This window comes from Vibrio sp. S17_S38 (genome assembly GCF_014694375.1).
In the GTDB taxonomy this organism is placed as follows: domain Bacteria; phylum Pseudomonadota; class Gammaproteobacteria; order Enterobacterales; family Vibrionaceae; genus Vibrio.
In genome coordinates this window covers 122109-144667 of sequence record NZ_JAAUWW010000004.1, presented here as the reverse complement: position 1 = coordinate 144667, position 22559 = coordinate 122109, and the positions used below count along the sequence as shown (strand labels likewise).

Here is a 22559-nt window from a genome sequence, read left to right as displayed (position 1 = left end):
TAATTATTATGTGATAAGCAGAGTGATATCAAATAAAGGGAAGTTAGAGATAAATAATGAACTACTGCCTAATATTGTTTCTTTTTTACAAATGATTTCGCCGTTTTCTTAATTACCTAAAATTGCGTTAAATGACATTGCTAAAACGATTGATATCTTATTAGGCCCAGAAGAGTAGCTATAAATTGCATCTGGAAGATGATCATTGAAACGTCCTGATCATACTTCAAACCAACCTCCTCCTAAATAAGCTTTGCAGCCACTTTTTGGTGATCCATAAGAAAAGCAGTGGCATTAAAATAACTTTAAGAGTGAAGTTGACCATGCTTTGTAACATGGTATCCACGAGTTGCTTGGTGGCATCTTCGACTTGGAACCAGAATTTTTTAGAGACAATATTTGAGGCGGCAGATTTAGCGTTGCTTAGGGTGTCGAGAACGTTGCCGCTAAAGTCATCCTGCGCCTTTCCTGCCAGTTGAGATTGAAGAGAGTGTTGCTGATCTTGTAGCTCTTTCATGTGCTTATTGTTATTCATTATTTTTATTTCAAGTGTGTATTGTTGCTGACTTAATACGGTAAGTTTTTGTTGGTATGTGGTTAATTCATCATCTGTTTTGAACCATCCAAGTTGTGATTTTTTGGACTTAATCTTTTGATTTAGTGAATTAATATTGCTTTGGTGCTGTGTATGTTGTTGTTCTAGTCGCTGCTGAGCATCTTTGGCGTTATGTAGTTGTACTGCAATCTCACCAAGTTGTTGCTGATAATTCTTACCCATAAGAGATTTCTGTAGTTCGATCATCTGGTTAGAATTTATTTCTAGCTGCTCTTGGTTTTTAGCTATGGCTGGATCGAGTAACAAAGATCCTGCCATGGAATTAAGCAACAGTGTAAAAAGAACGATGAATCGAATGCTGAAGAGGGTCAAAAAGAACTTAATACAATAATTTTTAATTTGGTTTGAAAAAGCATTAAGCCACAAGACAGATAAGGTAATAGCGCCAGCGACAGAAAGTAACCAATTAAACGCTTCTCGGCTGGCGATTTCAAATAAGACTTTTTGCAGTATGAGCGAACTTAGAGCCCATTTCATTACTTCCGAAAAATCCTCAACCATATCGTTTATTGGGTCAAAGATTTGGCCTAAATCTATACTTATAAAAGTGATATTTACGGTACTAGTTTGGATCACTGAAACAATGGCATTGATGGCTCTTGCTGTGCCAAATGCGATCCCAGCCTGTGAAATACTGCTATTAAGATATTGGCTGGTTAAGGTGGTTAATATTGGCAGCCATGCGAATAATATGCCTAAGACAATGATCAGACTAAAGAACCAAAGATTAAATTTTTTACTTTGAGTGAGAGGCATAGGATTTAGCGTGGTCGATGGTGTCTGTACTGGCATGGTCAATCCTAAAAGACATTCTTGAAAAATTAATCGTTAATGCAGTTTATATCTAAAATGACCTCACCGTGTATTGATGAGGTCATGAACTTGTAGTGAATCAATATAACTACCTATCTCTATACTTAGATAGGTAGCCAGCCAGATTATTTAGTAATGTACATCTCTCGGGTTAATCGATTGTGACCTGGATTAGTGACACTATAACCACCTACATTAGTTTGTTTGAGGACTGCTTTGGTTTCAAAATATATCGGCATGGCTGGCATCTCTTGAGCAAGAATTTGTTCAGCTTGATGATAAATTTCTAAGCGCTTTTGGTCATTCATTGTGGTTTTTGCCTGTGCCATTAATTTATCGTAGTTGGCATTTGACCATTTGCCCGGGTTGTAACCATGAGTCTCGAACATATCTAAGAAAGTGGAGGCTTCATTATAGTCACCGCCCCATTGAAAGCTGCTTAATGTGAAATCGGTTTCGCCCACTTTTTGTAAGAAAGTTTTGATGTCTTGATTTTCTAAATGCACTGTCACATTTAAGTTTTGTTTCAACATAGAAGCGACTGCGACAGCAATACGTTTTACTTTAGTATCGGTTGGATAATCAAATGTGACTTCTAATGGATGATCAGGGCCATAACCCGCTTGAGTAAGTAATGATTTCGCTTGTTCTACACGTTGTTGCTGAGATAGTGATTGCCACTCAACTTTTGGCAAAGAATAGTTAGCGGTTGCAGGTGGAGTGAAGGTGTAGGCTGGGGCGTAACCCATGTTCAAAATACGATTAGCAATTACATTACGATCAATGGCATAGCTAAAAGCTTTACGTACTCGAACATCATCAAATGGGGCTTTTGTGGTATTAAAACCATAATAATATTCTGCGATTTTGGGTGCAATAACCAAGGTTTCTGGGGCGGATTTTTTTACCTCAGCAATTTTATCAACCGACACGCTTCCTGTTAGGCTTATTTCTCCAGTACGGAAACGGTTGTATTCAGAATTAGCATCTTGCAATGGTAGATACGTCACTTTATTGATAGCGGTTTTATTATCATTCCAATATTGAGTATTCCGCTCCAGAACAATTCTTTCGTTGATAACATGCTCTTTTAATACATAAGCAGAGCTTGTCACAATATTTTGTGGTGAAGTCCAATTTTTGCCATATTTCTTTACCACTTTTTCAGGGGTTGGGAAAAATGATTCGTGGATAAGCATTTGGGTAAAATAAGGTAGTGCTTGCTCTAGAGTGATTTGTAGAGTTTGTGAGTCTAACGCTTTTACGCCTAGGCTATCAGAGGATTTTTTGCCGTGAATGATATCATTGGCGTTGAGTAATTTTGCTGCGCTATAATACCAAGCATAGGGAGCACCTAACGCTGGATCGATTAAACGTTTATATTCAAATTCAAAATCTTGAGCTGTGATTGGAGTCCCATCAGACCATTGAATATTAGGGCGTAAATGAAAGGTATATACTTTTCCATCTTTTGATGTATCCCAATGGCTTGCAAGGGAGGGGACGACATTTCCATCTTTATCAAAGCTCACTAAGCCTTCAAACATATCCTGAATAACATTAGAACTTGAACCCGTTGAAGAGAAAGCAGGATCAAGGCTCGGTGGCTCATCAAAATTACCACGAACCAGAGTTTGTTGGCTGGAGAGTTGAGTTCCTGTCGGAATATCGGCTGCAAACGCACTAGGCATCGCTAGCAAAGTACCGATTATCAATGATAGTTTCACCGCTTGTTGCGATGGATGAGTTGATGATAATAAGCTTGGTAGTAAGTGTAGAGGTAACATCGAATATCCCTATAATGATGATTTATTTATTACTCATATTAATATCAGAACAGAAGAGTCCAAGGTAGCTGTCTTGATAGAATTATTAGTTATAGGGTATGTTATGAGGTTTTTGAAAGCAGATTATGTGATAGATATTAAGTTTAGAAAGAACCAAAAAGTGCGGTAATACAACACTTTTTGGTCGACTTAAGCTTTATTTATAAATGTAATTATTAACAATATTTTCTAAGTATTCTTGCTTGCCTGATTCTTTTATTGGATTTATGTCGCTGTCGGTTGCTAATTTAGCTAGGCTTTCAAGTGATAGCTCTTTGTTTAAAATTTTCTTACCGAGATCTTGATTCCATCCTGCATAACGTTGTGAAATATTCTTCGCTAAAGTATCGTTTTCAATCATGGTGGCAGCCTTTTCAAGCGACAGTGCCATTGTGTCCATTCCACCGATATGACCATAGAAGAGATCTTCTCCATCAATAGATGGGCGGCGTACTCGTGAGTCAAAGTTAAAGCCACCAGTAGTAAACCCACCAGCTTTAAGAATTTCATACATCACAAGTGTATTTTCTTCGACACTGTTCGGGAATTGGTCAGTATCCCAACCTAATTGCGGGTCACCACGATTGGCATCAATGGAACCAAATAACCCTAGAGAGGTTGCAGTGGCGACTTCATGTTGAAAACTATGGCCAGCGAGTGTGGCATGGTTTGCTTCAATATTGACCTTAATTTCATTCTCAAGACCAAACTGCTTTAAGAATCCATAAACCGTGGCAGTATCGTAATCATACTGATGCTTAGTTGGTTCTTGTGGTTTGGGTTCAATCAAAATCGTCCCTTTAAACCCGATTTTGTGTTTGTGTTCAACCACCATATGCATTAAGCGACCCAACTGCTCTCGTTCTTGGCGAAGATCAGTATTGAGTAGTGTTTCATACCCTTCACGACCACCCCAAAGTACATAGTTTTCACCGCCTAAACGTTTGGTTGCACCCATAGCATTGAATATTTGCGTTGCAGCATAAGCAAATACTTTAGGATCAGGATTCGTACCAGCCCCTGCCATATACCTTGGATGGGTAAAAGCATTTGCGGTACCCCAAAGTAGTTTTAGTCCTGTTTCTGATTGTTTTTGTTCTAATACATCGGTCATTTGAGCGAAATTGTTCACATATTCTTTAAGTGAGTTTCCCTCAGGAGCAACATCAATATCATGGAAGCAATAATAAGGAATGTTAAGTTTAGAAAAAAACTCAAAAGCCGCATCAGCTTTCATTTTAGCCATTTCCATCGCATTACCAGGTTGTTGCCATGGGCGATCAAACGTACCGCTACCAAAAATATCCTGACCTTGCCAACAGAAATTATGCCAATAACAGGCGGCAAAGCGTAAATGATCTTTCATTGATTTACCCAAGATCATTTTATCTGCATCGTAGTGATGAAAGGCAAGTGGGTTAGTGCTTTCACTGCCTTCAAATTTAATAGGTTGAACGTTTTTAAAAAATTCAGTCATCATTTTCATTCCATGTTGTAAGGGTCATTAATCATTGACCTATAATCAGATTCTCTCAATTATGAAATTTAGTAATGAATTTAAGCTATTTATTTATTGTGCTCTACCTCTCAAAAAATATCGTACATATTAACGTTGTATGACCTAAGTTATTGATATCTTAATACTGGTTTCATGGGGCTTATAATATTTCACTATTTATTCTATTCCGGTCACAAATGATAAATATCATAAAATAATTATCATTTTTCGTAAGTTAATAATGGTTGGACTTGTAAATAAAGGTGCTAATGTTTTCTTGATAATTACGGTAGAACTATTTTTCGTAGGGTGAATAATCTGCAGAGAGGATAGATTTTATCTAACAACAATTTATTAATAGAACATATAGGTTAAACCTCTCAAGGATAAACAAAATGGCGGCAGTAGAATTTAAGAATGTAAGTAAAACCTACTCGGGAAATATTGATGTAGTGAAATCATTTAATCTACATATTGAGGAAGGCGAATTTATTGTTTTTCTTGGGCCGTCAGGTTGTGGGAAATCAACCACATTACGAATGCTAGCTGGACTAGAAGATATTACCGGTGGAGAAGTGATTATAGGTAATGATCTGGTCAATGATATGTCGCCAAAAGATCGCAATATTGCAATGGTCTTCCAAAGTTATGCTTTATATCCTCATATGTCGGTGTACGACAATATCGCTTTTGCTTTGAAAATGTCAGGCATGAATAAAGAGGCAATCCGTAAGCAAGTTAGGCCGATAGCGGATATGTTGCAACTGACTCCGGTTTTGGATCGTAAACCGCGGTCATTGTCGGGTGGGCAGAGGCAACGTGTGGCAATGGGGCGGGCAATGGTGAGAACGCCTGAAGTCTTTTTATTCGATGAGCCGCTATCCAATTTAGATGCCAAGTTAAGAAATGCGATGCGTGGGGAAATTAAAAGCCTACATAAAAAATTAAATAAGACCACCGTCTATGTAACACATGATCAGATTGAGGCGATGACTTTAGCTGATCGTATAGTCGTGTTAAAGGATGGAAGAATTGAGCAAGTTGGCACGCCAGAAGATATTTATCACCATCCGGTCAATACCTTTGTTGCCAGTTTTATTGGCAGCCCAACCATGAATTTGGTCGATGTCCAATTAGTAAAAAATCAACAGTGGAATGTGATGTTGGGAGAGAAATTGATCCCACTTCAAGGTGAATATGGGATTGAAAATGAGAATACCCATGTTGTATTAGGCATTCGGCCTAGCGATATCTATTTGGATGCCAGCGATATAATGTTCGGTGTTAAATTGTCGGCAAGCATCATTACCTGCGAACTCCTTGGAGCTGCCTATGAACTAGAAGTCAGTATTCAAGGCATAAAATTTGTTTTAGAGGTGAGTGCAGAAGGTGATATTCCGGAGGCCGGGGATATTAATGTTTATTTGGATTCTAATAAATTGCATATTTTTGATAACAATTCAGGCCAAGTGATTAATCTAAAATCAGATTCATTGGAATAAATTATTTTAGCCTCTTGTCTGGCGAAAATTGTAATCGACTTTAGGTGAATTATGGCAAAGTTATTATTACTCATTGATACCATGTTTTATTATGACCGTGAGGTTTTGAAAGGTATTAAGGCAAAAATAGATGAGCTTCAACTAAAATTAACTATTCATATTGAATCAATAGAAAATATACAAAGTATTATTGATCAGCAGTGGGATTATGTCATTGCTGATTATGACAAAGGAGACAAGTATAGAATCCTTTCTCGGCTTAATTCTCGAATATTATTATATTCCAGTTATACCATATTGCACCCACCAGAAAAGGTTTCAACATTAGTTAATGATAATCATCAGTTTGCTTGTTTAGCATTAGGGCAATTTATTCAAACAAAAATTAATCATGTTTCTTTTTATATGGATGTAAATGAATCTAATACAGGTTGGGCTCGTGAAAGAAAAGAATGTTTTATGGCAGAAGCTAAAAAGCTAGATTTACATTACATCGATACATTAGAGTCGATTAATGAACATCTATTTCCTCTTGGCGTTTATTGTGCCACTGACCGCAGTGCGAGGAAGTTAGCCAATTTATGCATGGAAAAAAACATATCAGTCCCCAATCAAGTTTCAATAATTGGAACGGATTATGATGATGCTGAGCGAGCCATTTCACCTTTGCCGCTGAGCTCCATTAATATTGATCCCTATTATCTTGGGCAGCGTTGCATGGAAGTGCTCTTAAAAGCGAAGAGATTTAACCGCTTTCTCCATGAAAAATACCAACCGATTAAACTCATTAATGAAAAATCGACAACGCCAACAGATGAAGGTTTCAATGATGAGATGGTAAATAAGGCCCTGTATTTTATTCATAATAATTACTATTTAAATATAAAAGTTCAGCAGGTTATTGATTATTGCCGTATTTCACGAAAAACATTAGACAATCGGTTTTTATCTTGTAAATCGATGACGGTTCACCAGTATTTGTCTGATCTCCGTATCCATAAATCAAAACGATTATTAAAAGACACACAAGATTCAATTGAGAGTATTGCGTTGCAATGTGGCTATCCAAATCAAAGTTATTTATATCAAGTATATCGGAAGCAATTGGGATACACGCCATTACAGTACCGAAAAGGAATGATACCTAGTTAGTTTTAAAGCGTTGGTAAATATAAAATTATCATATTTGGTTGATTGATTTATGAATTTGGCAAGTGTGCGGTAGATCTAATCCCTTTAACTATTAATGATTCATTATTATTTCCAGAAAATGTCCAATTATAATCATGGTAATAATATGAGTATTTATAAAGATTCTAATTACACAGTAAATGAGCGTTTGAATGACTTATTAAGTCAAATGACCATAGACGAAAAAATAGCTCAATTGGGTGCTCAATGGCTAATTTTAGAGCCTGATGGTGAGCATCAAGACCGTGAATTAGAAATGGGAGGGCAAGATGCTCGAAAACCCATTAAAGAAAGACTTCGCCATGGTTTAGGGCAAATTACTCGCCCACTAGGCACGCATTCTGTCGATGCTAGTGTTGGTATTAAAGCACTCAACCAATTGCAGAAATATTTGATTGAAGAAACTCGTTTAGGCATCCCAGCGATGTCACATGAAGAATGTCTCGTGGGATTGATGGCGAAAGGGGCGACACTTTTTCCGTCATCGTTAAATTTTGGGCATACATGGAATCCTGAATTAATTGAGCAGATGAGCGCTGAGATCGGTCACCAAGCGAGAAAAGTGGGTGCTCATCATGGTTTAGCGCCAGTTTTGGATGTCTCCCGCGATGTACGCTGGGGACGCACAGAAGAAACGTTAGGTGAAGATCCTTACCATGCTGGCATATTAGCAACGCACTATGTTAAGGGTTTACAAGGTGAAAACCGTGATTTGCTCGCCACATTAAAACACTATGTTGGCCATTCATTTAGTGAAGGCGCTCGTAATCATGCACCTGTTCATCTTGGTTATAAAGAGTTGAACGATTCTTTTATGCTTCCGTTTGAAATGGCGGTTAAGTTGGCAAATGCTGGGTCGGTGATGCCGGCTTACCATGATATCGATAATGAAGCTTGCCATGCATCGTCTTATTTATTGACTACAGTATTACGCGAGCAATGGGGTTTTGATGGGCTGATCGTTGCTGATTATGGCGGCGTAGAGCTGTTAGCTAGTCATCATGGAATTGCAGCTAATAATGCAGAAGCGGCTGCACTTGCTTTTAATGCAGGATTAGACATTGAGTTACCTGATGACGCATGTTCTCGTCACTTGAAAGTGGCATTGGACGAAGGATTAATTTCAGAATCTAAAATTGATGAAATTGTATCTCGAATTCTCAAAGTGAAATTTGAACTAGGGCTTTTTGAACATCCATATTGTGATGAGAGCAATACAGATTTAAGAAGTGATAGAGCAACAGAATTAGCCTATCAAGTTGCTTTACAGTCTATTGTGCTATTGGAGAATGACGGCACATTACCTTTGAATTCTCGTTGCAAAATTGCAGTGGTTGGCCCAACGGCAAACGATCAACTAGCGTTACTTGGTGGCTATAGTTTTCCTGTGCACTTAATTTTAAGTAGTTTTGAGGATGATACTAAAGTTGCCAAAACATTACTTGAAGCAGTACAAGACCAATTTGAAGATGTTATTTACAGTAAAGGGTGTGAGATTTTGACTCAAAGGCATACCAATGCGCCAGTCTTTCCTGGTGATGTTGATATGGCCACAGGGCAACAACTTGAGTCACCAGTTTCTCAAGACGCAAATTTGATACCTAAAGCCGTGGCAGCTATTGATGAATCTGACGTAGCTCTAGTGTGCGTAGGCGATCTTGCTGGCTTATTCCAAACCGGTACTGTCGGAGAAGGTTCCGATACTGATAGCCTTAATTTACCGGGCGTTCAACAGCAACTCATTGATGCTGCACTCGCGACGAATAAACCTGTGATTATTTTAGTCACTGGTGGACGCTCATATAATTTAAATGGTGCTGAAGAAAAAGCAGCCGCTGTTATTTTTGGTTGGGCTCCAGGGCAAGAAGGTGCACGAGCCATCGTCGATATTATGACTGGAAATCAATCACCTTCTGGCCGATTAACGTTATCAATACCTAAGAATGTTGGCGCAGTTCCTTATTACTATAACCATAAATTAAAAAGTGGTGGTACACCTATCGCGTATCATTTTGGTTCGAAATATAACTTTGGTTACGGCCTGACTTACAGCCAGTTTGATTATCAAAATATGCGTGTGGAACAAAGCAGAGTTGAGATGGGGGGTCGTATTAAAGTTCAGGTTGATATTCAAAACACTGGTCAGAGAGAGGGCTGTGAAGTGATGCAGTTGTATATCAAAGATAAACTTTGTTCATTAGTTCGACCTGTAAAAGAGTTAAAGGGTTTTCAGCGCGTTAATTTGAATGCAGGTGAGCACGCCACGGTATGGTTTGAATTACCAACAGACATGCTCAACTTTACCAATAATAACCATCAAAGAGTCGTAGAACCGGGCGAATTCGAAATCATGGTGGGTAAATCATCTACCGATATTCTATTGTCTGAAACTATTACTGTTACAGGTAAAGATAAAGTTTTGGATAAATATTGGAATATGGTCTGCCACAGCGGTTATTAAACATTATCTATTACACACGTTCTATTAATTATAGGATATTAAGATCTAGTTATTAATCGATATTTATCAAATGATAGTTAGCGAAAAATAATGGTTATATTTTGTTGGGTTTATGGTGGCGACGATTAAATTAATAAATTTAACGTATAAGAATGCAATATTTTTATATTATCTAGATGTTAAATGCTAATTGTAAAAATAGACTAAAGCTAAATACTATTTATTGAATGAATATTGGTGGGTTTATGGCATCGGTTCAGTTTAAAAACTTAGAAAAACATTATGATACGACCCAAGTTGTTAAAGGGATTGATCTATCCATAAAACATGGTGAATTTATAGTATTACTAGGCCCTTCAGGGTGTGGTAAATCAACGACTTTACGCATGCTAGCAGGGTTAGAAGATATTACATCTGGTGAGATTTTGATTGGTGATGAGGTGGTTAATGAACTTCATCCAATCGAAAGAAATATTGCCATGGTATTCCAAAGCTATGCCTTATATCCACATATGACCGTGGCTGAAAATATTGGCTTTAGTTTAGAGAATCTCAAGATTGATAAGACTGAACGTAAAGTAATGATATCTGAAATAGCCGAAATATTAGAGCTAACGGATTTACTTGATCGCAAGCCTAAAGATTTATCCGGAGGGCAAAGGCAACGTGTTGCGATGGGCAGAGCGATGGTAAGAAGCCCTGAGGTATTTTTGTTTGATGAGCCATTATCGAATTTAGATGCCAAGCTACGTGGGCAAATGAGAAAAGAAATAAAGCGATTGCACCAAAGAGTGAAAACCACTGTTATTTATGTGACACACGATCAGGTTGAAGCGATGACTTTAGCTGATAGGGTCGTCATTTTAAATCAAGGTAAAATAGAGCAAATAGGGACACCAAAAGAAATCTATGAACAGCCTAGAAATATGTTCGTTGCAAGATTTATTGGTTCTCCTGAAATGAATATTATAAAAATAGATAATAAAGATATAGTTTCAGATTTTTCTTTGAATCTGAATGGAGAGGGAAAGATTCATATAGGTATTCGTCCTCAACAATTATATCTTAAGAAATCACAAGTTAAATCCAACTTTAACGACATTTCATCAATTAGAGTCAATATTATTAATTATGAGGTTTTAGGCTCAATGGTTAATTTATTTTGTCAGTATAAAGATAAAGTAATAACAGTTCAGTCTGAATATATTGAAAATTTAAAGCGAGAGGAAGTCGATTTATTTTTCAGTAGAAATAATATTCATATATTTGATGAAAATAATAATAGAAACTAAAGGACTGACTATGAATATCTTTAAAACCTCAATGATTACAGCCGGACTTTCTGTAATCGCTGTATCAAATGTTTATGCGAAACCGGTAGAAATAACCGTAGCTTCTTTTCCTAACTTTAATCAAGTCGCTGAAAAGGTCGCACCAGAATTTGAGAAATTAAATCCTGATATTAAAATAAAATTCGTGAATCTTGCGTATGGCGACCACCATAATGCGATGACGACAGCACTTGCGACAGGAGCAAACTTGCCTGATGTGATGGCGATTGAAGCCAGTTATATTGGTCGGTTTGCACAATCTGGTGGGCTAGAAAATTTAAATGCCGCACCTTATAACGCAGGGGATTTTATTCAAAAAATAACACCATTCACAGTTGCTCAAGCTTCGGATGCTAAAGGAAACTTACGAGCTATTCCTGCTGATATGGGGCCGGGGGCTTTATTTTATCGTAAGGATATTTTAGATAAATCTGGTGTTAAAGAAGAAGATTTAACCAAAAGCTGGGATTCTTTTATTGAAGCCGGTAAGAAAATAAAAGAAAAAACTGGCGACTACTTACTGGCTAATGCTGTTGATATTAAAGATATTTATATTCGTTCTAATTTAAAAGATGGTCAGGGTATCTACTTTGATAAAGACCATAATATATTGGTTGATAGCCCTCGCTTTAAAGAAGCCTTCGCCTTAGCTAAAAAAGCACGAGATGCGGGCATTGATGCGCGAGTGACGCCTTGGACAAATGAGTGGACGGAAGGTTTACGCCGCGGCACGATTGCGAGCCAAATGATGGGCGCTTGGTTAGGTGGTCATTTAGAAGATTGGATAGCGCCTGATGATTCTGGATTATGGCGTACCGCTCAATTACCTGCGGGATCTTTTGCAAGTTGGGGCGGTTCTTTCTATGCCATTCCAGTTAAGGCAAAACAAAAAGCGGCAGCGTGGAAATTTATTAAATATATGACCACAACCAAGTCGGTAGAACTTATCGGGTTTAAAGAAATTAATGCATTTCCTGCGCTTTTAGAAGCTCAAAACGATCCATTCTTTGATGAATCTATCCCGTATCTTGGTGGCCAAAAAGCACGTCTTCAATGGAAAGAAGCTGCGATGAAGATCCCTGCTACCACAAAAGATAAATATGATGAATCGGCTCGTCAAATTGTGAACGATGCTTTAGAGAAAGTCTTAGAGCATGATGCAAATATTGACACTGTATTGGCTGATGCTGAAAAGCAAATCAAGCGTAAAGCTCGACGTCGTTAATTTTAATTTGGCAATGGCGTGAATGCTGCGTCATTGCCAGGATTTGGTGGCTCTATGATTTCTATCGCTGATCAATCAACACAATCGAAAAGAAAAAAACTGTGGTTAAGGAAAGGAAATAAGATCGCACCTTATCTTTTTATTAGCCCATTTTTTATTATTTTTGGTGTATTTGGCTTATTCCCATTACTTTTCTCCTTGTATTTGTCTTTCCATTATTGGGATCCAGCGGCAGGGCTTTCAGCAATGGAATGGGTCGGTTGGGACAATTATACCTTTGCACTAGAAGACGATTGGTTCCAAAAATCACTTTATAACACCTTTGTCATTGCGCTTAAGTCGGGGATCCCTCAGCACGTTGTTGCCCTGCCTTTGGCCTTTTTTATTCACACCAGTTTTACACGGTGGCGCAATACCGTTATTGGTCTGTATTTCATTCCTTATATTACCTCTACCGTGGCTATTTCATTGGTATTTACGACCTTATTTTCTCGTGACTTTGGCATGGTGAATCAGCTATTAACCACGATCGGTAATTTTTCTCTTTTTGATATGCATATTTTTTCTTGGCTATTTCCACAACAAAACGTGGATTGGACTCGGCCGGAATACACCAAAGATATGATTTCTTTCGTGGTTTTTTGGCGCTTTGTCGGCTGGAATACGGTGTTGTATCTTTCTGCGTTACAAACGATTCCTAAAGATCTTTATGAAGCCGCCACCATTGACGGAGCCAATCGTTACCAACAGTTTTGGCATATCACCTTACCGATGCTTAAACCAATGGCTTTCTTTGCCGTGACGTTGACCATCATTGGTAATCTCCAGTTATTTGAAGAACCTTTCATTATAACTGGCGGTACGGGAGGTATTGATCAAGCAGGGAAAACAGCTGCAATGCACATGTATATAACGGCCTTTGTGGAAAGTGATTTTGGTACTGCCTCTGCAATATCATGGATCTTATTTATGATCATTGCCGCCTTAACATGGGTCAATAACAAGCTACTGGGTGGGAGTAATCAATAATGAAAAAATTAGGCAAAGATAAACTGATTGCTTACGTTGTGGTACTGATTGGTGCCGTTATTATGTTTGCGCCATTTTACTTTATGTTCGTATTTTCGTCACAATCTAACTCGGGTATTTTATCGGTTCCGCCACCGATTTTCTTTGGTGACTATCTAATCGATAACTTTCATACTTTGCTCAAGTACTTACCTTATTTTTGGCATAACTTGGGTCTTAGTTTGTATGTGGCAGTGATTGTTACGGTACTTAATTTAGTCTTCTGTTCACTGGCTGGTTATGCCTTCGCCATGTTTGATTTCAAATATAAGAACCTGTTATTTGTCTGCATTATGGGGACGATGTTATTGCCTCCATTTTTGGGCATGATACCAACGGCGATGATCATGTCACAAATCGGATGGATGAATGATCCTAAAGCGTTAATTGTGCCAGCGGCATGTGGCGCGATGGGGATTTTCATGATGCGCCAGTTTATCGCCAGCTCTATTCCAAAAGAGTTGGTGGAAGCGGCGCGTATGGATGGATGCCGAGAATTTAAAATATTCTACCGCGTGATTGTGCCATTAATTACACCAGCTTTTGGCACTCTGGGGCTTATAACTTTCATTGGTACATGGAATAACTTCATGGGGCCTTTAGTGGTCATGAATGACATGAAAATGTTCACTATTCCTTTAGCTTTACGTGCGTTGCAAGGCACAGGGCAAGTTCCTTGGGGCGCAGTATCAATTGGCGCAGCAATAGCAGTATTGCCGTTATTGATTCTATTTTTATTAGCATCAAGAAGATTGATTGATGGCTTAACAGCCGGTGCAGTAAAAGGATAGGGGATTACTCTATTTCTAGAAAAATAAATGCCGCCTGATGGGTAACGTCAGGCGGCATTTTATTGGGTTTAATTTGTAGGTGGTTGTTTGGGGATTAATAGAGCTTATTATTTAGTTATGAAAAGTTTTTGGACAGAAATGAGTTAGGGCAACCTAGCCACATTGCAATTACATAGTGAATTTAGTCACTTAGTTTGAGGTGACATCATCACCTCACAAAGTAGCTGCTTTACACTGGATATTAAAAATTCATCTTGATAGAAGCCTGCTGCCACTGACAGTCCAACAGGTGCGTTATCTATATTTGCTATTGGTATCGATATTTCAGGCAAACGACCAATACCAGAAAACGAAGTGAACGACATAGTTCGGTCATAAAAATCTAGCGCAGTTTCCATATTCTCAAGTGAATGCTTTAATGGTGCAATCGTGGGTACTGTGGGAAATAAAACCAAATCTCCCTTTTTAAGAAACGAGGACATCTGGCGAAAATATCGCTCACAAAGCCGGAGGGAATCGCTAACCGATTTGCGATCAAACTTGCGCACCGTTGCATATTTCATAGTAAAAAATGGGCTAAGTTCAGGCGATTCATGTTCAATCCAGTTACCGACAGTGTTTGAGAACTCAAAAGTTTGTAATGGTCTTAATGCATTAACATTAAGCATATCAAGTGTTGCCTCCTCGCCAAGAATATCGCTCAGTGTAATAGAGACAACATTGGCTTCAATATTAACCAATAAATTGTTGATACTATCTTTTATAAGAGTAGATACCTCAACATCAGAGATATTAAAGGCATCTTCAAGCAGATAAATCGTTTCTATTTTTTGTGATACCACGCTTTCACTCTTTAATAGCGTTTGCATAACATCACTCAATACATTTATATCATTGGCAAAAGCCCCAACCGTACTCGTGCTAGGGACGAAAGGTAAGACACCAGCCTCCGATATTCGATGCATAGTTGGCCGCATGGCGTAAACGCCACACAAACTTGCAGGAACTCGGATTGAACCAGCTGAATCGGTTCCAATGGCAAAATCCACTAAACCACACGCAACTGCAGAAGCCGAACCACTCGATGAGCCTCCCGGTATTTTATCTGGCACTTTGGGGTTGATAGGTGTTCCAAAAAAGAAATTTTCGCCATCTAAACTGTATGTGAATTCATCGGATACCGTCTTCCCTAAACAGGTTGCTCCAGAGCCTAATAGCTGGTCAACACACAAGGCATTATATATGGCAGCCTTATGTTTATTTTGCCAAGATGGGCTCCCGTAGGAGGTTTTATACTGAGCAATATCAATATTATCTTTTACGGCAAATGTAAGCCCATTCAGTGCTCCATTGCTATATGGCTCTATCGTGAAGGTTTCAACAAATGCGCCAGAGGATAAAAAGTTATACATGGGAGCTCCTATCTTGATAATTGTAAAGCTGAGAGATTATTCGCTTTATAAATTTGAATGATTAAAATCGTAGGTCAAAACACTTTGTCTGGAATAACAATAACCCCCAGCTGCTCCAAAAGCTGCTCTTGTTGCCATGCACAAATTTTCACGCCAGTTAAATCCACTTTACGAGGTTCTAATCCATTTAATTCTGAATGAGTGAGGTCACACCCCTGAATTCGGCATTGTCCCCAGAAGTCCTCTGAAAATGATCCTCTGCTTAAATCTGATTCTTTAAAAGATGCCCCATGCAGGCTCGCTCCTATCCATTTATTTTCAAATAAATCGCACTTTTCAAGGCATTGCTTTTCGAAATTAGCATAAGACAAATTACAACCCGTAATATAAGCAGAACAAAAATACATTTTGTTAGAAACATGATTGACAAAGTTTGCCTGTGAGAAATTAGCACCTTTTAGATCACAGTCTCTCAATTCAAGACCAAAACAGTTTGCCCCTTGGAAATTCGCCATTGAAAGCATGCAATTCATGAATGAAGCATCTCGTAGGTCTGCATAGATAAAATTACATCCTTCAAAATCATTCGGCTCAATAAAAGTACAACCAATGAATTTGGCATCACGTAAATTCACTCGATTGAAATTACAACCAAAAAATTTACAGTGAGAAAAATGATGAGAGCTCAAGTCTTGGCCTGAAAAATCAATTTGATCGTACGTTTTATGGGAATAATTCAATGTTGTAACCTCTTGATTAAGTTAAATTAAGACTAACATCTACAGTTACGTTGACAACAAAATAAACCCCTTTAAAAACAAGCATTTGCACAGCACTAAAATAGCCAAAATAAGGCACCTAACGGACCCTACAAGACAGGAGAAATTGAGTCAGCTTATGCGGCAAGCCAGAAAAAAGTTTTGCGCTAGATAGGACTACATAGGCGGGGAGAATTTAAGATGATTATAATTTATGTAAGGTGAAATTTACTTGACGATTTCCATTCACACTTAGAAAGGTAAGTTGGTTTGGGGCATAAAGCAGTTAGCAACTCACCTTAGGAGATTCTGAACTACGCTCCTTCGTCACTATCCAGAATGACAACGTGGGGAATAGGCAAGTCGGTAAGTTAGTCCCACGTCGTCATCCCGTACATGAGCCTAAGCGAAGACGATACGGGATCTCGCTTTTATTTTTATTGTTTTAATCCCGATACACTTTTATTGAATATTCTCCTGCCTATAAAATATCCCTGCCTAGATCACACTTATTTCTGCTTAAATTCGTATCAGATCACGAAAAATAAAAATCATAAATTGAAAACAAAATCTTTCAAATGAGGAATATCTATTCCTGTCCTAGTTTAATGACAACTTTTACTAAAAAGTCACCCTAAAGAAATAGAACAATTAGGGATATGTATAACAACGAGGATGTGAATATGAAAAAAATACTAGGGTATGTATGCGTATTAGTGCTGGCATTAAGCAGTATGCCGTCATTTGCTAAAACAGTAAAAATAGGGATGGCAATCGATGATTTGCGCTTAGAACGTTGGCAGAAAGACCGTGATATTTTTGTTAAAAAAGCCGATGAGTTAGGGGCAGAAGTTTTTGTTCAATCGGCAAATGGTAACGAACAAACTCAAATGTCGCAGATTGAAAATATGATCTCTCGTGGCGTTGATGTGTTGGTTATTATTCCATACAACGGAAAAGTGCTAACCAACGTTATTAAAGAAGCGAAGGAAGAGGGCATTAAAGTTTTATCTTATGACCGTTTAATCAGTAATGCCGATATCGATTTTTATATTTCGTTTGATAATGAAAAAGTTGGTGAAATCCAAGCCCAAGCAATGCTAAAGCAAAAGCCGAAAGGCAATTACTTTTTAATGGGTGGCGCGCCAACGGATAACAATGCGAAGTTATTCCGTAAAGGTCAGATGAATATTCTGCAACCAAAAATTGACTCTGGTGATATCAAAATCGTTGGCGATCAGTGGGTGGATTCTTGGTTAGCTGAAAATGCATTGAAAATAATGGAGAACGCTTTAACGGCGAATGAAAATAAAATTGATGCCGTCGTTGCTTCTAATGATGCGACAGCAGGTGGTGCTATTCAGGCGCTTGATGCTCAAGGTTTAGCGGGTAAAGTTGCGATTTCTGGTCAAGATGCTGATCTTGCAGCGGTAAGACGTATCGTTGATGGCACGCAGACTATGACGGTTTATAAATCAATTTCTCAGCTAGCGAACAAAGCGGCTGAAATAGCGGTTGAACTTGCCAATGATAAAAAACCAGCAACTAATGCAAGCCTAAATAATGGCTTAAAAGATGTACCTGCTTGGTTATTAAATCCAATCGCGGTTGATAAATCGAATATCGATTCTACTGTCATTGCAGATGGCTTCCATTCAAAAGCCGATGTTTATCAAAAGTAAAATAGAAAGATGATGTTGATATTCAGGCGGTTAAAGTCTGAGTATCAATATCCCTTGTTCTCAGTTCTCTGGGTATGATTTTACAAGGAGTCGATATGCAACCGTTATTAGAAATGAAAAATATTAAGAAATCATTTGGCAGTGTGAAAGCGTTAGACGGGATTGATATCTCGTTAGCAAAAGGCGAAATATTATCGCTTTGTGGGGAGAATGGTTCAGGAAAATCGACCTTAATGAAAGTGTTGTGTGGGATATACCCATTTGGGGATTATGAAGGCAATATTTATTTTGAAGGTAAGCTTGTTCAAGCTAAAACGATTAAAGAAACGGAATCGTTAGGTATTGCTATTATTCATCAAGAGCTTACTTTGGTGAAAGAGTTAAGCATATTAGAGAATTTATTTTTAGGATCGGAAATAAGCCGGTTTGGATTATTAGATTTTGAAAAAATGCACCATAGAGCCATCGGGCTTTTAAAGAAAGTCAATTTAACGGTCTCCCCTGAAACTCGGGTGGGCGACCTTGGTGTTGGGCAGCAGCAATTGGTTGAAATCGCCAAAGCGTTATCCAAAAAAGCCAAGCTATTAGTGCTTGATGAGCCTACTGCGCCATTAACCGAATCAGAAACTAAAGTTTTATTGGATTTAGTTTTACAGCTTAGAGGGCAAGGCGTGAGTTGTATTTTTATTTCGCATAAATTGAGCGAAGTGAAAGCTATTTCAGATTGGATATCGGTGATACGCGATGGTAAACATATCGGAACGCGTACCGCGAAAGATATGACCACCAACGATATTATTACCATGATGGTTGGGCGTGAGATGAAGGAACTTTTTCCTCGAGAGGCGCATGACATAGGTGAAGAAATTTTTAAAGCGCAAAATATCTACGCGATGGATAAAAGTAATCCATCAGTTTATAAAGTGAGAAATGCGAATTTTAATTTAAAGCGAGGCGAAATTCTGGGCTTTTCTGGGCTAGTGGGCGCAGGGCGAACGGAGCTAATGGAATGTATTTTTGCGTGTTACCAAGGCAAGCATTCCGGTGAATACTTTTTTAAAGGTGAAGAACTTAAATTAAAAACCAGTAAACAAGCACTAGAAACGGGCATTGCAATGGTGCCAGAAGACAGGAAACGACATGGCATTATTCCTATCATGTCGGTTGGAAAAAACGTGTCTTTAGCTGGGTTAGATAAATTTTCTTCAAATGGTATTTTAAATGAAACACAAGAAGATCATGCCATTCTTGAATCGATAAAAAGCTTAACGGTAAAGACGCCCAATGCCGATCTCCCGATTAAAAACCTTTCTGGCGGGAATCAGCAAAAAGCTATTTTGGCCCGTTTCTTAATGATTCAACCTCAGATACTAATTTTGGATGAACCAACACGAGGTATTGATGTTGGCGCTAAATATGAAATTTATAAGCTAATGTTTCAGCTGGTTAAAGCTGGGATTAGCATCATTATGGTGTCGTCTGAACTACCCGAAGTGTTAGGTATTAGTGACCGAGTTATTGTGATGCATGAAGGGCGAATCAAAGGCAAGTTTATTAATCAAAATTTAACTCAAAAAATGATAATGGATTGTGCCTTGTCAGAAAGTGAAGAGGAAGTAGCATGAATCAGCAAGTGAAAGTTGGCCAAGTGCCGGACAATAATAAACCAGTATTTTTTCGGCTTAAAAAAGCAAATTTACAATTATTGGTGATGTCGATTGCGATCATTTTCATCATGCTATTTTTTAGTGTGATGACAGATTGGAGTTACCTTAGCCCGCGTAATGTGTCTAACTTATTTAGACAAACGGCCATTACTGGCATTCTTGCGATTGGTATGGTGTATGTGATTATCAGTGGCGAGATTGATTTATCGGTTGGCTCTATGATGGGGCTTTTAGGGGGACTAGCTGCCATTATGGATGTGTGGCTTGGCTTACCTTTAATTGTGACAATCTTTATTACGTTAATTGCAGGTTTCTTACTTGGGATGTGGAATGGCTGGTGGGTCGCTTATCGTAAAGTACCATCATTCATTGTTACTTTGGCTGGTATGTTGGCTTTTCGTGGGATCTTAGTGGGTGTAACTGATGGAACCACGGTTGCACCGACCTCGGAAGCAATGTCGATTATTGGCCAAAGCTATTTGCCGAATATGATAAGTTTGATCATTGGTATCGGTGGTCTGGCTATTTATTTTTCTTGGAAAAAACGACAAATCACCTTAAGAAAAAGTTATTCATTGAGTGTTGCGTCGGCATCAACCAATATCTCGAAGCACGTTTTAATTGGCGCTGCCGTTTTAGGTATTATTTTACTACTTAATGATTATCGAGGCGTTCCTACTCCAGTCTTGATTTTGTGTAGCCTATTAATTTTAGGCATGTTTATCTCCACTAAAACGAGTTTTGGTCGCCGAATATATGCTATTGGTGGCAATATTGAAGCTAGCCGTTTATCTGGAATTAATGTTGAAAAAACCAAATTATCGGTTTACGCCATTAATGGTGTCTTGGTTGCAATCGCTTCTTTGATTTTAAGTTCGCGACTGGGCGCAGGTTCTCCTTCTGCTGGTAATATTGCTGAGTTAGATGCCATTGCTGCGTGTGTGATTGGTGGCGCGAGTATGGCTGGTGGCGTTGGTACAGTCGTTGGCGCTGTCATTGGGGCCTTTATTATGTCGGCCTTGGACAATGGAATGAGCATGATGGATGTTCCAACATTCTGGCAATACATTGTTAAAGGCAGCATTTTATTGTTGGCAGTTTGGATGGATAGCGCGACAAAAAATAGCCATTAATATCGGCTCAAAAGATTCGCTTACTATGAAATAACCCCCAATGATTGAATAATCAACATTGGGGGTTATTTTTTGCTAGTTAGCTTTTTACTAGTTAGATTTTTGTTAGCTAGCTCAGTGAAATAGAGGTTTTAATTGTTTATATAGCTGCTGAAACACCTCACGTTTCGCTTTATAGCATTCTGCTTTTTCTGGGTTTGGTTGATGGCTTTGTATTATTTTAGGGACAGGGCAGATCATGTCTAAATTCGGCGTTGGTGTTATCGCCAGTTGCGCTAAACGTGCCGCGCCTAGTGCAGGACCCACATCACCACCTTGGCGGTAAATGAGCGGCATGCCAGTAATATCCGACAGCATTTGACGCCAATAGGCACTTTTTGTACCACCGCCAATTAAGGATATTTCCTCTGGAACATATTGCGTGACATGCAGCGCATCAAAACCATCGGCAAAAGCAAACCCAACGCCTTCTAATACGGCAAGCCCTAGATCGGCAGTATTGGTTTCATGGGTCATACCAAAGAACACACCTTTAGCATCAGGGTTATTATGTGGGGTTCTTTCTCCAGAAAGGTAGGGTAGAAATATGACTTGGGAGTTTGGGTTAGAATGCTGCTCAACTTCTGCTAATAGGCTCGGAACATCGGCCATATTGGTTAATTGAGCACACCAGTCTAAACAAGAGGCGGCGCTTAATGTGACCGACATAGTGTGCCAAGTATTTGGCAGAGCATGACAAAAGCTGTGTAGTGCGGACTCGGGGTTAGCGATAAAGCCATCACTGGCAGCAAAATACACACCGGATGTACCTAAAGAAAGCATCGCTTGTCCCGGCTTTGTGATCCCAACACCGATGGCTCCTGCGGCGTTATCTCCAGCGCCTGCTGCAATTGGAACAGACGGCATTCCCCATTGCTTCGCAATCGTTGAGCATAAGTATCCCGTCATTTCATTGCCTTCAAAAAGTTCGGGCATATTTGAGCGGCTTAAACCTGTTGCGGCTAGTAACTCATCATTCCAATCTCTTTTTTTCACATCTAGCCATAATGTACCGGCTGAATCGGACATATCTGAGGCAAAAATACCGCACATTTTAAATCGTAAATAGTCTTTAGGTAGGAGGACCTTATCTATTCTAGAAAAATTTTCAGGTTCATACTTTTGTACCCATTTCAGTTTAGGGGCGGTAAATCCTGGCATCATTAAGTTACCAGTGATTGTTTTGCTATTTGGTACTAAGACTTCCAGCTCTTCACATTCTTGAGCGCAGCGGCCATCATTCCATAAGATGGCAGGGCGAATAATATCGCCATTACAATCGAGCAAAGTTGCTCCGTGCATCTGACCGGATAACCCAATGGCTTTCACTTGGCTTAGATCGTGTGTTTGGCTTAACGCTACCATTGCTTCACATGTTGCTTGCCACCAATGGTCTGGATCTTGTTCTGACCACAGTGGTTGTGGCCTTGAAACGGTTAATGCAACTTGTTCACTTGCTAATACTTGTCCGCTTGCATCCATTAAGATGACTTTTACACCAGAAGTACCGAGATCAATACCGATAAACATAGACTTAACCCTAATA

Annotated in this window: 16 protein-coding genes; 10 read left to right on the top strand and 6 right to left on the bottom strand. The window is 38.8% G+C overall.

Features of this window, described 5'->3' with window-relative positions; translation table 11 throughout:
* Positions 1–226 precede the first annotated feature (226 nt).
* The 3 genes from HC725_RS04965 to xylA all read right to left on the bottom strand — a co-directional run bounded on the left by HC725_RS04965 (position 227) and on the right by xylA (position 4735).
* Positions 227–1408 (bottom strand): hypothetical protein, encoded by a 1182-nt coding sequence (locus HC725_RS04965; RefSeq protein WP_190330670.1) that lies wholly within the window; start codon positions 1406–1408, stop codon positions 227–229.
* 146 nt (positions 1409–1554) lie between these two features.
* Entirely contained in the window at positions 1555–3216 is a 1662-nt protein-coding gene (locus tag HC725_RS04960; RefSeq protein WP_190330669.1) for a peptide ABC transporter substrate-binding protein, read from the bottom strand.
* Positions 3217–3412: 196 nt separating this feature from the next.
* A complete protein-coding gene (gene xylA / locus HC725_RS04955; RefSeq protein WP_446751349.1) occupies positions 3413–4735 on the bottom strand; it encodes a xylose isomerase in 1323 nt (440 codons plus the stop codon).
* 413 nt (positions 4736–5148) lie between these two features.
* Here xylA and HC725_RS04950 point away from each other — a divergent pair, with 413 nt between their 5' ends.
* The 7 genes from HC725_RS04950 to HC725_RS04920 all read left to right on the top strand — a co-directional run bounded on the left by HC725_RS04950 (position 5149) and on the right by HC725_RS04920 (position 14322).
* Positions 5149–6255, top strand: a complete 1107-nt coding sequence (locus HC725_RS04950; protein WP_190330668.1) for an ABC transporter ATP-binding protein — start codon at positions 5149–5151, stop codon at positions 6253–6255.
* A 51-nt stretch (positions 6256–6306) separates the two neighbouring features.
* Positions 6307–7407 (top strand): AraC family transcriptional regulator, encoded by a 1101-nt coding sequence (locus tag HC725_RS04945; protein ID WP_190330667.1) that lies wholly within the window; start codon positions 6307–6309, stop codon positions 7405–7407.
* Between the two features lie 145 nt (positions 7408–7552).
* Complete coding sequence (locus HC725_RS04940) at positions 7553–9907, top strand: glycoside hydrolase family 3 N-terminal domain-containing protein (protein ID WP_190330666.1); 2355 nt, start codon at positions 7553–7555, stop codon at positions 9905–9907.
* A gap of 245 nt (positions 9908–10152) precedes the next feature.
* Positions 10153–11199, top strand: coding sequence for an ABC transporter ATP-binding protein (locus HC725_RS04935; protein ID WP_190330665.1), 1047 nt, complete (start codon positions 10153–10155; stop codon positions 11197–11199).
* Positions 11200–11209: 10 nt separating this feature from the next.
* The gene (locus HC725_RS04930) at positions 11210–12463 is read left to right on the top strand and encodes an ABC transporter substrate-binding protein (protein ID WP_190330664.1); all 1254 of its coding nucleotides are present in this window, start codon (positions 11210–11212) and stop codon (positions 12461–12463) included.
* Between the two features lie 54 nt (positions 12464–12517).
* Positions 12518–13492 (top strand): carbohydrate ABC transporter permease, encoded by a 975-nt coding sequence (locus tag HC725_RS04925; RefSeq protein ID WP_190330663.1) that lies wholly within the window; start codon positions 12518–12520, stop codon positions 13490–13492.
* Positions 13492–14322, top strand: coding sequence for a carbohydrate ABC transporter permease (locus HC725_RS04920; protein ID WP_190330662.1), 831 nt, complete (start codon positions 13492–13494; stop codon positions 14320–14322). Before HC725_RS04925 ends, HC725_RS04920 begins: the two co-directional genes overlap by 1 nt.
* 185 nt (positions 14323–14507) lie before the next feature.
* Here HC725_RS04920 and HC725_RS04915 read toward each other — a convergent pair whose 3' ends face one another.
* Positions 14508–15734 carry an amidase family protein gene (locus tag HC725_RS04915; protein ID WP_190330661.1) on the bottom strand — a complete coding sequence of 409 codons (1227 nt, stop codon included), beginning with the start codon at positions 15732–15734 and terminating at the stop codon, positions 14508–14510.
* A 74-nt stretch (positions 15735–15808) separates the two neighbouring features.
* On the bottom strand, positions 15809–16474 hold the full coding sequence (locus tag HC725_RS04910) for a QnrC family quinolone resistance pentapeptide repeat protein (RefSeq protein WP_190330660.1): 666 nt from the start codon (positions 16472–16474) through the stop codon (positions 15809–15811).
* Between the two features lie 701 nt (positions 16475–17175).
* On the opposite strand from HC725_RS04910, the gene xylF reads away from it, so the two are divergent.
* The 3 genes from xylF to HC725_RS04895 all read left to right on the top strand — a co-directional run bounded on the left by xylF (position 17176) and on the right by HC725_RS04895 (position 20974).
* Positions 17176–18174, top strand: a complete 999-nt coding sequence (gene xylF / locus HC725_RS04905) for a D-xylose ABC transporter substrate-binding protein (protein WP_190330659.1) — start codon at positions 17176–17178, stop codon at positions 18172–18174.
* A gap of 95 nt (positions 18175–18269) precedes the next feature.
* Positions 18270–19799, top strand: coding sequence for a xylose ABC transporter ATP-binding protein (locus tag HC725_RS04900; RefSeq protein WP_190330658.1), 1530 nt, complete (start codon positions 18270–18272; stop codon positions 19797–19799).
* Positions 19796–20974, top strand: a complete 1179-nt coding sequence (locus tag HC725_RS04895) for a sugar ABC transporter permease (protein WP_190330657.1) — start codon at positions 19796–19798, stop codon at positions 20972–20974. The genes HC725_RS04900 and HC725_RS04895 overlap by 4 nt, the downstream gene beginning before the upstream one ends.
* A gap of 114 nt (positions 20975–21088) precedes the next feature.
* Here HC725_RS04895 and xylB read toward each other — a convergent pair whose 3' ends face one another.
* Positions 21089–22543: a xylulokinase gene (gene xylB / locus HC725_RS04890; protein ID WP_190330656.1), complete on the bottom strand. Its 1455-nt coding sequence runs from the start codon at positions 22541–22543 to the stop codon at positions 21089–21091.
* Positions 22544–22559 lie beyond the last annotated feature (16 nt).